Raw genomic sequence first — 15262 nt, forward strand, 5'->3', positions numbered from 1 at the left:
TAAATTAAACATTTGGACATCCGATGGAACAAAAAAAACAGACCCAAATCAAACTATATTACAATTTTAAGTACATTAAACAAGATAATAAATCTGTCAACCTATTTTAGGCAAGCACAAGATGTGCTAACAATAAATCTATATTTAGGTTATCTGTTTTATATTTAAAACAAGACAGACAAAGTCCATTTTTAATCACTATTTACTAATTACCAATCACTTTACGAAACAAAGATTCTACTGTTCTACTTAAATCTTCTGAAATTCTAAAAAACAAAACTCCTCCACCAAAAACAATCGTTATACAAATTGATTTGATGGCAATGTTTACAAAGCTCATCCAAATATCCCCTTCAAAGCTAGGAATCAATAAAGTAATGCCGTAAGTAAGCAATCCCAACAAAATAGTTTTTACGGTATTCAAGCTAAAAGGCTGTAATTGAAGCTTGTGTTTAATAAAGAAAAACTTCACCAAATTATACACTACTACAGAAACCAACATCGCCAAGGCCGCACCATTATAACTATAAATTGGGATAAAAATAAGGTTGACCAACAACAGCACAATAAAGCGAATGATATAAAACCCAAAGTCGTATTTATAATATGGAGAGTTTTTTAAAATTTCAGAATTGAGTCCAGTAGCCATATCGAAAATGCTGTATAAACCCACCATCAACACGACAAATTTACCCTGACTATACGTTGCTGCATTGGGAATAATTTGAAAAACTTCATCGATGTTCGTCCATATACCAAGAAATAAAAAGCCTCCTACAATCAATAAATTCAAAGCAGATTTCTGATAAATTTCTTCGATATGTGCTAAATTATTATTCTTCCAAGATTCTGCTAAAAGAGGCTCGCTGATAGAAGCAATGGCATTTCTGGGAATAGCTATCACCATACCAATGCTAGAGGCTATAAAGAAAATGGCTGTACTATCTAACCCACCTTTATAGGCAGGAAGCATCAATTTTTCAATGTTGGGTAAAATTGTCGCTGTTGCTCCGCCCAAAATTGTCCATAACCCATACATATACATTTCTTTGAAAATTGGCTTCTTCAAGAAACTAAAGTCGAAACGAAGATAAAGCTTACCTAAGATTTTAATATAAATTAATAAGAAACAGATATTCAAGAAATAGACCAACATGATTCCATTAATCAATTGGTCGAAAGTAATGAACTTAAAACCAAAGAGCAGTGCTAAAATTGAGTTGGAAGATTTCAGGAAAATTTCTCTGAGTATTGTCGGTACTACAATCCGCAAATGTACTTTGCTGTAGGTCTCTAAGGTAGAGGTATATAAAAGAAAAAAAGTAATAAAGGGCAAATACCAATAATATTGAATTAGCAAAGGTGAGTTGTCCAAATAAACAGACTGGAAGACACTCTTTATACCTACATAAGCGATTAAAAATAAGACAAAGCCTACTAATGGAGCAAGCAACAGATAGCCCAAAAAGCCATTGTGTTGTTTATCAGGATCAGAAAATCTACTAAAAAACCTTACTCCTACATGGGGCGTTCCTAAATTTGAAAAAGCAGCAAATACCTGTGGAAAACCAATCAAGGCAGTATATAGCCCTAATTGCTGAGGAGATAAAAATTTATTATAAAGAAACAAAACATTGACCGTTCCGATAACTACTCCGACGTAGGTAACAATAGAACTTTTAATGCTTTGACGTATGACGATGCCCATATAAAAGAATTAAACTACAAAATTATTTCGAGAACCCCCGTTTATACTTTTGTCTTGATGAATAGAGTTGAATAAACTTAATCTTCAAACCCAATCCGATAATTAGTATTTGCCAACCTCTTTTCCAAGATTGCTGTGTAATTTGTGTTATAATGTTAGTTAACCACAGTGCTTGAAATTTCAACATGGCTTTAAAAAAGCCCCAACGTACATTTTTGATTAAAGCCAAGTATTGTCCATAAAACTGCATTTTTTCAGAATAACTAAGCCCTGATTTATTAATACTTTTTGAACGATTTTCACGAGCATGAACAATACTAGCCTTTGGAACAAAGCCGATTTTATATTGATGAAAAAGCGTACGATTGACAAGGTTGACATCTTCGCCATACATAAAAAAATCAGGGTCGAATAATCCTATTTTCTTAAAGGCATCTACATTTAATAACCAAGCAGCTGCATTAATAAATGGAATCTCATAGATTTCCTGCTTTTTATCAAAAAAAGTATCTGAAGCCCATCGCCAGTTTTTAGACGTTGCCAAGTACATTCCAAAACCTTCATCCAAAGCTGTTTTAGTAGAGTTGTAATGTACAGGACTAATAATTCCATAGTCAGGATGTTGCTCTGCTACTTGTAACAAACGCTCAATACAGTCATTTTCAATCAGCCAAGCATCTTGGTTAAGTAAAAAAACAAATTCAGCATTTTGTGCGATGGCATACTCAATGCCCAGATTGTTAGCCCTCCCAAAACCAATGTTTTCAGTTAATTCAATCAGTTTTACATGAGGAAATTGTTTTTTAATTAATTCTTTTCCTTCTTGCTGAGGTGAATTGTTATCAACAACAATAATTTGTTGTTTGAAGGCACTATTATCAAAACTACTTAAACAGCGTTCAATCCATTCAATTCCATTATAATGAACGATAATAACCCACGTATTTTTATGAATGATAGCTCCCATCTTCCTAAACTATGCCTTCAACAAGCCTAAGTTTTTAGCAATTTCTGGGCGACAAATCAAATAGTTCGATTCGTCTGTAGCAATAATACTATCTTGTAAAGTAGTTGTACCATCTTCGTCGATGCTATAAAACAAATAATCGCAACCCTTTAGAATCTCCTGAACTTGTTTTCCCAACGCATCTGTAAAGATTTCGATTAATAACGTAGGTTGAAATTTTTGCAAATACTCACCCATCCCTCGCAAGGCTTCTGGCTCGTGCATTTCAACATCCACTTTCATTAAATCAATATTACTGATATTGTTTGCTTCTATATAATCCTTTAAGGTAGTGGCTTTTACTTTTGCCTCAAAGCGAGTGTCTTTGTGCGTAGCATGACGAACATCAGAGAAGTCTTTATTCAGCGTTGCACTATAGTTATTTGCTTCTGGAATATCATACAATGTAAGCTCTCCTGTAAAGTCGGAAACTGCTATCCATTCTGCCTTTACATCATAATTGTTTAGTTTACAATTGGCTACATACTTTTCATGTGTTCTTTTCACAGGTTCAAATCCAAATACTTCTGCCTTTGGATTTACACTTTTTGTTAATAAAGAGTACATTCCTGTGTTAGCACCCACATCAAAAACCACCTTTGAGGTTTTTGATAGCTGTGTCCATAGTCTTAAAGAATATCCTTCCCGTCCAACGCCCAAGCCTACCCAAAACAAGCCATCTTCAATAATAAATCCATGCGTATTGTAATGATTGATGTAGAAAGATTTATCATTTTCTACTTTCACTTTAAATTTTCCATCAAAAAAAAGATGACGATATACAGATTTTGAAGGAATATAGACTGTTCTGATAAGCTCAAATAGTTGTCTTTTAAAAGGGATATGCTGATAAATTGTTTTCAGTACACTATTTTTGTTAATTTGTGTCATCTTTTAAGGTTGGTTATTGTATCTAAGGCAAAGTTACAGTTTTTAAGATAGCCCCAAAAATTTGATTTTACTTGACCCCTAAATATTGTATTAATTCGCAAATTTAACGAATGAAAAATTCTAATATTAAATTCCCTTTCTTAGGAAAGAATATTTCATCTTCAACAACCTCCTTTATACCTTTTGTATTCTTTTGTTCATTCGTTTTTTTCGCTTATTATTGTTTGATTACCTGCTGGCATTACACACAAATATCAGATTTTAAAAACTATTATGACGAAGCACTTTTGTATTTAACAATGGGCAAGATGTCTAAACAATTTCTTTTCTTTCAAGCCCCTGGGCATCCATTTCTGATAAGTAAGGTTTTTCGTATATTTGATTCATCCAACCCTTCTCTGATACAGTTCCTTAATCTTTGCCAATACCTTACTGCCATTGTTCTTACACACCTAAGCTTTAAAACACAGTTGTCATGGATAAAATACCTCGGAACCATCAGTCTTTCCATCTGTGTATCCTATCTAAGCTTAATGGGCTTTTTAGCAGCAGAGTTTAATTTTTTATTCTTTTTTGTGTTGGGTAATTTTCTATTAATCAAGTATTTGCAAAAAGGAAATTCTTTTGGTATTTTACCAATAACTTTTTTACTTTTATCAATTGCTTGTATTTTTGGAATAGCACAGTTTGTTCGTCCACTGAGTTTTTATTATTTACTTTTTTTCGGAATAGGGCTAGCTTACTTAAAATGGTTTAGTCCAAAAACGAAACTTTCTATGATGCAAGCAACACTTTGGCAATATGTACTTGTCTTTATAGTATTCTTAATTGTTTCGGTAGGTTTATATCAGAATATATCGGGGAAATGGTCTTATCAACCTCCACAAAATGGTCTTTGGAGCATTTATGTAGGGTTTAATGCCAAAGCCAAAGGAAGCTATAATGCTGAAGACATTACTCAATTCAAGGAAATTGCGGAACCGTTTGACTGGAATGGTGAAACTTTACGAACAATATTAAAACCAAAAGCTATTGAAAGAATCAAGGCTAATTGGCTAGAAAACATTCGTCAATCTCCACAACGAGCAATGCGTTTATTAGTTCCTTATTTTACCTCTTATTGGTTTTTTGCTAAAAGTATTCCACCTAATACTAATTCCATTTGGAATTTATTACTCAAAGCCATTTTTATGTTATCAACGCTTACTGTGTTAGTCAGTTATCTTAGTAATGGCATTTATCTTGTTAAACTATTGAGAAAAAAGCATTTAAATTCAGTAGAAGTATTTGCATTTTGTGCTTTATTCAGTGCTTTTTTATATATTTTAATTCATGTTTTTTGTTTAGAAATCCAGCCCAGATATGCCGCACATTTGGTATTTTTAAATCTTTGGATTTTGCCCTTAAGCCTAGAAAGTTTCATACAACCAAACCAAAAATTTCAATGAATCGTCTTAACTCATTACTATTTTCTATGATGTTGTTACTGTGCAATATCTCTATGAATTTTGCCCAAGTACGTCGCTCATTAGGTCCTCCTGTAAACCATCCAACCTTTAATGAATATGCCCCTTCTATCAGCGCCAACAACAAAACAATGATTTTTGAAACCGACCGTGCTGGTGAGGGAAAATGGGAATTGTATTATACCACAAAAAATGAAAAAAACAGATGGACTCCCCCAAAGCCTATCGTTAATATCAACAAAATAGGGAAAGACAATGATTTGATTGGTGGGCCTTCTATTACTTATGATGGTAAGACTTTGTATTTCTTTGCCTCTTTTGAAGGTGGTCAAGGCGATATGGATATCTATTCTTCTTCATGGAATGGCACAGATTGGTCTGAACCAAAACCTGCCAGTACTAATATCAATACCAAAGCTTATGAAGGTTTTCCATCTGTGTCATCTGACGGGAAATCAATGTATTTTATCCGTGACAATTTTTCTAAAAGAAAAGATAAGGCTTTGTGTTATACCATCTGGGTATCTAAAAAACAAGATGATGATACATGGGGTGTAGCCGAGAAACTCCCAGCACCCATCAATGTGGATTGCGAGAAAGCTCCTAGAATAATGGCTGATAACCGTACATTGATTTTTAGCTCTGTTCGTAAAGAAGGTGTTGGTGGCTTTGACTTGTACCAATCTTTTCAAGAAGATGATGGTTCGTGGAGTACACCTATCAACTTGGAATACATCAATACCGAGGAGGATGACCAATTTGCCTCTGTTTCTGCCGCTGGAGATTTAATGTATTATCATACTGCTGGTGATATTTATACCGTAACGATTCCTGATAAATACAGAAAATACAAGCTAGTAACAGTTGATGGAAAAGTAATAGATGCCATTACGAAACAGCCAATCGCTACCAAGTTGACTTCAAAGAGTTCTAATGTAAAAGAAAGAGCTATTAATACGGTGGTGGATGCCAACGGTCTATTCTCTATTATTTATCGTGTAGGAAGCAAATATGATATAACTACGTCGCCATTAGCTGATTATTTGCCTTATCGTGGTAAAATGGACATGACTACAGCTAAAGAAACGGATAACATCGAGAAGAACATTGAGCTAATTCCGAAGAAACTGGTTTTCCAATTTCAATTATTAGACAAAGACACGAAGGCTATTCTGAAAGACCCGAAAGTAAAAGTAATGGATGCCGAAACGAAGCAACTATTAGAGGTAAAAGTAGATAAGGATATTGCTAGTGTTACTCTTGAAATTGGAAAGCCTTATAAATTTGCCGCCAATGCCTTGGGATATGCCTTTTTCTCTCGTGCGTTCAAGCCTGATACAGTGGATGCTTTCCGTGACCGTTTAAAGAAAGTGCCGTTGGCAGTGTTGAAGAAAGATGTGGTAGTTCAATTACAGGATATTACTTTCGAGACTGGTAAGGCTGATTTAAAGCCTGAATCTGGTGAAGAATTAGATCGTCTGGTGACGTTATTGGATGGTAACAAAACTATTAAAGTAGAAATTTCCGCTCATACTGATGATGTTGGAAATGACGATACGAATTTGAAGCTTTCAGAAAAAAGAGCAAAAGCTGTTGTGGATTATCTAACAGCAAAAGGTATCAAGGCCGACCGTATGACCGCCAAAGGCTATGGAGAAACCCAACCGCTAGTGCCGAATGATACTGATGAAAATAAAGCAAAAAATAGAAGGGTACAATTTAAAATCAATTAATTGTTGTCGCTATTTATAAATAAAGTCCCTAGCATGTTTGATAATGCTAGGGACTTTATTTTAATCAACCTCCGACCTTAAAATTATTTATTGCCTCCTCCGAAGTGATAACCTACTCCTAACCATGCCCTAAAAGTACCAGCCGTTCCATCATAATTCACATAAGGGCTTAATTCAAAATTAATGCTTACTTTAGGTGTCTTTTCAAAAGGATACGAACGCATTCCTATACTTCCAAAATAGCCTTTTACGACGTCTTTATTATCGACAAGGGCTGCTACAATGCCTAAGTTTACCCCGCCACCAGCATAAATATTGGTGTTCTTAGTATAGCCAAGATTAACCATCAAAGCAGGTTCAGTATTCAAAGATGAAATAAATGAGTTCATCTGAAAACGGAAATCCATCCAAATCACTTTTGTGGGATTGGTAGCCACAGAAAGTTGATTACTAAAGGGATAATAGCTGATAGCTTGTGCACTAACTTTTTGAGTAAAAAATTGTAAAATAAAGATTATTAAAAATAGCTTTAATAGTTTCATGAATTCGATTGTTAGGTTCTGATTATTTATTCTGTTAGTATGTTTTATTTTTCTATTTATTTTCCCGCAGATATTGCAGATTAAAACTGCTGATTTTCGCAGATACGCATTATCAGTGAAAATCAGCGTAAAAAATCTCAGCAAATCAGCGGGTATAATCGTTACAACTGATGTTAACAAAACTCCGCATTCCAAACTCAAAACTCCACCCTCCTCAGTATCCTAATTCATTCAAAGCGGCTTTTGCTTTGTTGTCTATAGAATTTTTGTACTCGTGTTTTTTATACGATATAGCTTTTTCAAAATAGCTTTTTGCCTTTACCTTCTCTCCTTTTGCCTGATAAATATAGCCCAATTGCAAGGCTGAACTAGCTCCAAAAGATACGCTCTGCTGTTCAGATAATACAATAGTACGTTCATAAAAAGGAATTGCTTGCTGAATATTGTTTGATAACTGCAAAATTCTTCCTTTTCGGTAGTTAAATTCCATTCGGTCTTGAATTAGTTCAAAATTACCCTCAGAATATTTTTCTAAAATTGCCAAAGCTTTATCGTAAAAACCGCCATCACAAGCCAAACGAGCTTTCATCAGTATTTTCTGACTAATGGGTTTCTTAGGGTTATCTGCTAAATAATTTTCAGCAAATTTAGTAGCGGCTTTGTCTGCTTCCACGATGTTTTCTCCAGAAGCCTTTACTCGCTCTAAAAAAGCTCGTCCTTTCGCATCTTCATTATTGAGCCAATAGCAAAGGAATATTTTATAGTAAGTATCTTTTACAAAGTTAAAGCCTTTGTATCGAGGCAAAAAATTTTGAAAGCCTTTTGATGCTAATTGGTATTGCCCCTTTTGCAGTAAAATATCTGCTTTGAGGTATTCCAGAAAAGGAAAGGCTACATATTCGTTTCCTTCGGGGCAGTTTTCGAGGATGTTATAAGCTATCTCGCTTTTACCTTCTTTCATTAAAGTAGTAGCGCCCAAAAACTGAAATAGTAAATTGTCTTGATGGTGATGGATAAACTGCTGGAAATCATTGAGTTTTTTGGAATTGAATTTTAAAATATAGGCATGTACAATATAATAAACCAACTGTGCTTCTTCACTAAAAATACTGTCTTTCTGGATAACATGTTGGATTTCACTTAACCCTAATTTCACATTTCCTTTTAGTCCAATTAGTTTAATAACCCACTGGTAATTTTCAGGAGTCGAGCCAATTAAAATATGAAGTAAACCTAATGATTTTTGATTGGGCAGAAAATCTGGAAATTCTTTAGCATTGGCTTCCAACAACTTGTACGCTTTGATTATTTCCCAACTACCTTTGGTTTCATGCCCGAATTTTAATTTCACAAAAGCGCTATGTAGGTGTATTTCTGCTTTTAGAAAACGTTGATAGGGGGATTTTTTGTCTAGACTTTCGATAAAGTCCAATCGCAGGTCTTGGTTATCAATGAATTTTTCATAAAGCGATTTATCTTCCGTAATCATTAACTCTACCAAATCTGCATAACTCCTCAAATAGGGATTCACTCCATTAACTGCCTTATCATTTGCCAAAATACTTCTACCATTGGCAATCTTCAATTTCAAAATTTCTGAATACGCCTTTTGCATAGAGGCATTCATATTGAAGTCTGAGGATTTACCTTGAAAAGAAAACAACAAAGGATATATCCCAAAACATAGATAGATGATTTGGGATATAAGTTTAGCAAACCTATTGGCAACAATATTAGGGCGGTTCAAAGAGGTTTGTATCATTGTAATAAGTTTGTTATTGTACAAACGAAATTTATGCAATAATATTTAATGGCTTTGTCTGCTATTGTATTCAATAATCATTGGTTAATGAATATGAAAAAAGCCCATAACTACTATGTTACGGGCTTTTTTGATAGCAAACCTAAGGGCTTATTTTTTAGAAATGAAAACGATGTCTTCAACATCCGCCAAAATACGTCCGCAGTGTTCGCAAACAATTATTCTTTTCTTGTCTTTAATATCAGCCTGACGTTGCGGTGGCACTGCACTAAAACAGCCTCCACAAGCACCACGTTTTACTAAAACAACCGCTAAACCATTTGGATAATTGCCACGTAATTTATCATAAGGGCGTAATAAACGTTCTTCAACGAATTTTACAGCCTTGTCACGATTGTTCATCAATTTTTGCTCGTCCTCTTCGCTTTCTGCAATCAAAACACTTAGTTCTTTTCTTTTTGCATCAAGGTCTTTTTTACGAGTATTCAAACGAGTTTCTGTTTCAGAAACGTCATCTTTTTTATTCAAAATCTTGAATTCAAATTCACGGGTACGCTTATCTGCTAATTCCATTTCAAGTTGTTGCAATTCAATTTCTTTAGAGATTGCATCATACTCACGGTTATTACGCACATTCATTTGTTGGTCTTTGTATTTATTTACCAACTTTTCAGCTTCTTTCTTTGCATTACGATTTTTTGTAATGTCTTCTTCCAAAATAGCGATTTCTTTGTTGAATTTGCTAATACGGGTTTCAATACCAGCAACTTCATCTTCCAAATCACGTACTTCTTCGGGTAAATCGCCACGCATCTTTTTGATGCCATCCAAGGCTGAATCTATGTTTTGAAGCTTCAAAAGAGCTTCTAATTTCTGAGCAATGGTTGTTTCGGTTGCTACTGCTGCCATTGGTTATATTCGGTTTTATCTGTGTAACCGCTATCGGTATTAAGTTATTGTTGCAAAGAGACTAAATATCGTCGATTTTAGGGAAAGATAATTAATCTATTCGATCCAATAACAAATCACTGATAACTAAATTCAAAAATACTGTACAGGGTTTGTATTGACCTGACTTTTGAGAACCGCAAAATTACTAAATTTTTCAGACAAATACCTAACAATTAACTCCTTTGTATAAACTTCTGATTCATAATGTCCTATATCGCAGATAATAATTTGATTTTCGGCATCAAAAAACTCATGATATTTGTAATCTGCTGTAATAAACACGTCTGCGCCCTGTCTGATAGCATCTCTTAGTAAGAATCCACCCGCTCCTCCACAAAGCGCAATTTTCTTAATTGCTTTGCCTAATAATGGTGTATGACGCACCACTTTCAAATTCATTTTAGTTTTTAACATCGTCAAAAAATCAATTTCTGATAAACTTTCAGGCAACGTTGCGATGACACCTGAGCCTACCTCTTGATTTTCATTTTCTAAAATGCTTAAATAATAAGCTACTTCTTCATAAGGATGTACTTTTTTTAATGCTCTCAATATTTGAAACTCCTGATGTGCATCAAAAATTACTTCTATCCTATTTTCTGATACTTCTTCAGCTTCATTCAAGGTTCCAATAAATGGGGCGGCACTGCCCGAGGGAGTAAACCTTCCTGTTCCTTCAGTCGAAAAACTACAGTTTTTATATTCCCCTATTTGTCCAGCCCCTGCGATATGAATTGCTTCTAATACTGCTTTGGTATTTTCGACAGGAACGAAAGTCACTAACTTCTTTAAGATTTGCTTTTTTGGCGAAAGGATTCTTACATTTTCTAAGCCCAACTTTTCAGCAATCATATAATTTACACCGCCCTTTACACTATCTAAATTGGTATGTGTAGCATAAATAGCAATGTCATTTTTGATAGCCAGCATTACGGCACGTTCTACATAATTCTTTCCATTAAAACGTTTCAACCCTTTAAAAACAATAGGATGATGTGCTACGATGAGGTTACAGTCACGTTTAATGGCTTCATGGATGATATCTTCGGTACAATCGAGCGTAGCCAATATGCCTGTAACAGTGGTTTCGGGCGAACCCACAATTAAGCCTGCATTATCATAGCTTTCTTGGTAGGCTAGCGGTGCGAGTTGCTCTAAATAATTAGTAATATCTTTGATGCTTGGCATGAGTCTGTGTTATTGAAATTGGATACAGCCTCAAAAATAGAAAAGGAGCAACAATATATTGCCCCTTTTTACAATTTAGGTTTAGAAATTAATCTCTTTCGACAGAACTTCCACCAGAAATACTTCTTTCCAGTGTGGGTGTTCCTCGGTATCTTACATTACTTGCCCCTGAGGCTGTTACCCTCAAAAATCGTATTGCATTTACTTTTACTCTACTTGCGCCCGAAACATCAAGGGTTTGTTCACCTGTAATAAAATTGAAATTGTTTACCTGAGATGCCCCAGAAACTGAGCTGATAATTTTTTCGCCATATCCCTTCATAATCAATTGCGATGCTCCCGAAACATCAAAATTTAGGTTCTGAGCATCCAAGTCGGTTTCAAGTTTAGAGGCTCCAGAGAGATAAATAGTTAGATTTTTGACAGAAAATCCTTCAACGTAAGAATTGGATGCTCCATAAAAATCTACACTTCTCAACGTTGGCATCGTTATATTGATATTCATATTGTATCTGCGACTTCTATAATTGATGTACTCAACATACAAAATACCGTTTCGAACGTATACATCTAAATCATTGAGGTCTTCTTCGTCACCAATGGCTTGTATTCCATAACTATTCCCTTGGGAAACATTTACATGAAATGCACTTCCCATCTTTAATTGATCAAAGTTTTTTAAATAAAAAAACTCTTGTTGTTCTCTATAAGCAGGCAGAGGGTCTTCTATATGAATAAAACAGGAAGAAAGCGAAGTAAGGATAAATAGCGTTAAAGCAACTATTAAAGTTTTTTGCGAGGTTTTCATATAAATAAAGCGTTTAAGTTTTATGTTTGTTGAAGTATAGACAATAAGATATTCTTTAACCCCTATATAGCGCTAGATAATGATAATCTCTTCATAAAAGTAATGACGCCTAAAAATCTATATATTATTGCTGGATGTAATGGAGCTGGAAAAACGACTGCTTCATTCTATATTCTACCAAATGTGCTTGATTGTAAAGAATTTGTTAATGCTGATGAAATTGCAAAGGGATTGTCTCCATTTCAACCTGAAAAGGTAAGTCTTGAAGCAGGGAAAATAATGCTCAATCGAATAGATGAATTATTAGAAAAGAATCTAGATTTTGCATTGGAAACGACTCTTTCATCAAAAGCTTATGCTAAAACCATTCAAAGAGCTCAGCAAAAAGGATATTTCGTGACACTTTTATTTTTTTGGCTAGAAAGCGTTGAACTCGCAAAGCAGAGAGTAAAAATTAGAGTAAGTGAAGGTGGACATAATATTCCTGAGGATGTCATAGAAAGACGTTATCAAAGGGGCATAAACAATTTATTTGAAACCTATTTACCTTTGTGTGATAATACTATGCTTTTTGATAACTCAGATAAAATGCCTATTTTGGTTATGAAAAAAGTGAAAGATGAAGAAGTAGAAATAAGTGATTTTGCAAAACTTAAAATTATCCAACATGGAAAAGTATAAAATCTTAGAATTACAAAATAGAATTGTTGAAGGCTTAAAAGTATCAGCTTCTAAAATGATTGAAGCAAAGAAGAAAAACAATGGAAATTTGGTAATTTTTAATGATAATAAAATTAAAATTATCAATGCTAAGAAAGTTAAGATATAAAAATAATCATCCGTTTCATCTTTGATGATTATTTGTAAATTTAGTCGATAAAGAAATACCCTATGAAAGTACGCCCAAGTGTTGCAATTGTTGAAAATGAAAAAGTATTATTAATGCGTTATCGCTATGGTGATACAGATGTGTTTAATTTACCGGGTGGAAATGTAGACCCAGGAGAAACCCTCACAGATACCCTTATTAGGGAGTTACAAGAAGAATTAGGCATACAAATAGCGGTAGCAGAAATGTTGGTAGCAGGCGAAGTGATATTACCTCAGCAAAAAACGGATGTGCTTCATTGTGTCTTCAAGGCTACTATTATTGATGGTACGCCTATTTTAAATCCTAAGGAAACCTCTTCTTTAGAAGTTGTTTGGCAACCAATTGCCTCCTTAAAAAACTTAGCGATGTACCCGAATGTAGCGGAGGATTTACAGATTATTTTAGAAGGAAATAAAGTAGTACAATACCTTGGTAGAATAGACCAAGAATGGTATTAGACGCTTTATTAATCTATAATATTTCGAAAAAGCAGTCATTTTATAAGAAAATGTTTTTCTAAAAAATAACTGCTTTTATTTTATTCCTGTAATTGTTCTTTAGTTTTTGAGTGTCTGATTTTCTGCGTTTTTATATTTGCATAAAATTTATTTTTACTTGATTCAGTATCTATCATAAATTTAATCTCATCCTTTCTCATAGTTCCTTCAGCCTCTTCCATTTCATCAAAACTCACGCTATAAATCGATGTTGGATTTTGCTTATTAATGACCCATAAACTTGCTAATTCTTCATCAAGCAAATAGTAATTATTTGTTTTATTATCATAATACTTTGGTACAACATTACCTAATTCGTTATAGTAGCCTCTGTAAACAAATTTTTTCAATATCTTCCCAAATGGAGTCATTAAAACAGCATTAGCTTTTTTGATGGAATCATTATACTCTTTGATATCTAAAATACAGTTATCATTTATGAGTTTTGAACCAATCTGCCAAATTCTTTTATTATCAAAACGAATCACTTTACCATTTGAATGAATTACTTTATTACAGGTAAGTATAAAGTCTTGCTTGCTAGATATTTCAATAGCTCCATCCGAATCACCCCCACCATAATAATTATTGAATGATTTTTCTATAATTTCTCCTTTCCTATTCATCATAAAAAAACTCTGCTCTCCAACATCACTATCAGGAACCCAAAATTCTACAGTAAATATAAATGCATTAAATTTTGGAAGGAATCCAATGAATCTAGGAAGTATTGCATCACTTTCAGCCAATATCGAATTATCAGTAATTGCTTTAAAATCGCCTTTATTTAAAGTAGTTGTAAAAACAATTTTATTGTCTTTGTCTTTCAGCCTAAACTTATAACGAGCGTCAAAGCCCTGAAAAAGCTCTTTGCGTGGAAGACTATCTTCATCTACATAATAACTTGTATATGAATACTTTTGTGTACTATCTAGTTCTGCTGATAGGCTTAAAATAAATTGTTGATTATCAATAAAAAGAGTCGTATCCTTATTGTGATTTTGAGGAAATAATAATTCTTGGTCTGTACCTTTAATAATTGTAGTACTATTTAAAGGTGGTTTAGTTAAAGCCTTATGGCTAGATTTATCATCTTGGCAACCTAGGAAAAAACTAATTAGAATTAATAGTGTAAAAAAATGTCTCATAGTATTCGGGTGTATATTAAAAGTATTAAAAAGCTATCTATTATTTCCCCAAGTCACGGAAATATCTCAACATTTGTCCATAATCCATGCCCATTGCTAGACTTTGGACTGTCATAGCAATACGCTTTGTTTTAGTTTCAATAGTTTTAGCTGACTCTATCCATTTACTATAATAAAACTGATGACTCTTGGGCATAGCATGAAATGCTTTGGAAGCCTTTTCATCATCTTCTAGGCAAAGCAATAGCTCTGCATTAATCGTTAGCTCACTTTTATCTTCTTCTAAACTTACTTGCACAGTCGCTCCCTCAGCCTTCCGAATGCCTTTCCTGATGGTTGCATTAATTGGCAAAATAAAGTCACCCTCTCCCATTGGAATAAGAGCTGTCAATTTTATTAAAAAATTATCTATTTCCCCTTTTACTCTAAAGCTCACACGAGTATCTGCTTTAATCTGTTGAGCAATATCCGCAGGGATTTCAAAGTATGTCCAGCCTGTTTTCTCTCCTTTTTTGTCAAATTTTTGAAGCAATGCTGTGAAAGTAATCATTTTATTGAGTGATTTTTCTGAGTGATTGGTGATTAGTAATTGGGGATTAGAATTTTGCTTATAATATAAGATAGTATATTTTAGGCCATGACAAATAAAACTACTCATCATTCACAATTCACAACTCTTACTTAGGTCTAA

The 15262-nt window shown here is 33.9% G+C and carries 15 protein-coding genes; 5 read left to right on the forward strand and 10 right to left on the reverse strand.

Translation table 11 applies throughout. The annotated features are described in order from the left end of the window. Window positions 1-205 precede the first annotated feature (205 nt). From VB264_RS23030 to VB264_RS23040, 3 genes are read right to left on the reverse strand one after another with little or no spacing between them, the layout of a single operon-like run. On the reverse strand, window positions 206-1708 hold the full coding sequence (locus VB264_RS23030) for an oligosaccharide flippase family protein (RefSeq protein WP_323253437.1): 1503 nt from the start codon (window positions 1706-1708) through the stop codon (window positions 206-208). A 22-nt stretch (window positions 1709-1730) separates the two neighbouring features. Further along, on the reverse strand, window positions 1731-2675 hold the full coding sequence (locus tag VB264_RS23035) for a glycosyltransferase family 2 protein (RefSeq protein WP_323253439.1): 945 nt from the start codon (window positions 2673-2675) through the stop codon (window positions 1731-1733). A 9-nt stretch (window positions 2676-2684) separates the two neighbouring features. Beyond that, window positions 2685-3605 (reverse strand): FkbM family methyltransferase, encoded by a 921-nt coding sequence (locus VB264_RS23040; RefSeq protein WP_323253441.1) that lies wholly within the window; start codon window positions 3603-3605, stop codon window positions 2685-2687. 110 nt (window positions 3606-3715) lie between these two features. On the opposite strand from VB264_RS23040, the gene VB264_RS23045 reads away from it, so the two are divergent. Both VB264_RS23045 and VB264_RS23050 read left to right on the forward strand, forming a co-directional pair. Next, window positions 3716-5053, forward strand: coding sequence for a hypothetical protein (locus VB264_RS23045; protein ID WP_323253443.1), 1338 nt, complete (start codon window positions 3716-3718; stop codon window positions 5051-5053). Beyond that, window positions 5050-6804, forward strand: coding sequence for an OmpA family protein (locus VB264_RS23050; RefSeq protein ID WP_323253445.1), 1755 nt, complete (start codon window positions 5050-5052; stop codon window positions 6802-6804). The genes VB264_RS23045 and VB264_RS23050 overlap by 4 nt, the downstream gene beginning before the upstream one ends. A gap of 83 nt (window positions 6805-6887) precedes the next feature. Here the strand turns inward: VB264_RS23050 and VB264_RS23055 are convergent, their stop codons facing one another. From VB264_RS23055 to VB264_RS23075, 5 genes are all read right to left on the reverse strand, one after another. Next, window positions 6888-7346 carry a hypothetical protein gene (locus tag VB264_RS23055; RefSeq protein WP_323253447.1) on the reverse strand — a complete coding sequence of 153 codons (459 nt, stop codon included), beginning with the start codon at window positions 7344-7346 and terminating at the stop codon, window positions 6888-6890. Between the two features lie 214 nt (window positions 7347-7560). Continuing rightward, complete coding sequence (locus tag VB264_RS23060; RefSeq protein ID WP_323253449.1) at window positions 7561-9108, reverse strand: tetratricopeptide repeat protein; 1548 nt, start codon at window positions 9106-9108, stop codon at window positions 7561-7563. Window positions 9109-9258: 150 nt separating this feature from the next. Beyond that, on the reverse strand, window positions 9259-10017 hold the full coding sequence (locus VB264_RS23065; RefSeq protein WP_323253451.1) for a zinc ribbon domain-containing protein: 759 nt from the start codon (window positions 10015-10017) through the stop codon (window positions 9259-9261). A 132-nt stretch (window positions 10018-10149) separates the two neighbouring features. Beyond that, entirely contained in the window at window positions 10150-11247 is a 1098-nt protein-coding gene (locus tag VB264_RS23070) for a Nif3-like dinuclear metal center hexameric protein (protein ID WP_323253453.1), read from the reverse strand. An 88-nt stretch (window positions 11248-11335) separates the two neighbouring features. Next, the gene (locus VB264_RS23075) at window positions 11336-12055 is read right to left on the reverse strand and encodes a head GIN domain-containing protein (protein ID WP_323253455.1); all 720 of its coding nucleotides are present in this window, start codon (window positions 12053-12055) and stop codon (window positions 11336-11338) included. Between the two features lie 102 nt (window positions 12056-12157). On the opposite strand from VB264_RS23075, the gene VB264_RS23080 reads away from it, so the two are divergent. The 3 genes from VB264_RS23080 (at window position 12158) to VB264_RS23090 (ending at window position 13384) form a co-directional block, all read left to right on the forward strand. Next, window positions 12158-12736, forward strand: a complete 579-nt coding sequence (locus VB264_RS23080) for a zeta toxin family protein (RefSeq protein ID WP_323253457.1) — start codon at window positions 12158-12160, stop codon at window positions 12734-12736. Then, window positions 12723-12884, forward strand: a complete 162-nt coding sequence (locus VB264_RS23085; RefSeq protein WP_323253459.1) for a hypothetical protein — start codon at window positions 12723-12725, stop codon at window positions 12882-12884. Before VB264_RS23080 ends, VB264_RS23085 begins: the two co-directional genes overlap by 14 nt. Window positions 12885-12946: 62 nt before the next feature. Further along, on the forward strand, window positions 12947-13384 hold the full coding sequence (locus VB264_RS23090) for an NUDIX hydrolase (RefSeq protein ID WP_309912677.1): 438 nt from the start codon (window positions 12947-12949) through the stop codon (window positions 13382-13384). 80 nt (window positions 13385-13464) lie between these two features. Here VB264_RS23090 and VB264_RS23095 read toward each other — a convergent pair whose 3' ends face one another. Then, the gene (locus VB264_RS23095; protein WP_323253461.1) at window positions 13465-14571 is read right to left on the reverse strand and encodes a hypothetical protein; all 1107 of its coding nucleotides are present in this window, start codon (window positions 14569-14571) and stop codon (window positions 13465-13467) included. A gap of 40 nt (window positions 14572-14611) precedes the next feature. Then, the gene (locus VB264_RS23100) at window positions 14612-15121 is read right to left on the reverse strand and encodes a YdeI/OmpD-associated family protein (RefSeq protein ID WP_323253463.1); all 510 of its coding nucleotides are present in this window, start codon (window positions 15119-15121) and stop codon (window positions 14612-14614) included. Between the last annotated feature and the right edge of the window lie 141 nt (window positions 15122-15262).

The organism is Arcicella aquatica (assembly GCF_034928825.1).
GTDB lineage: Bacteria > Bacteroidota > Bacteroidia > Cytophagales > Spirosomataceae > Arcicella > Arcicella aquatica.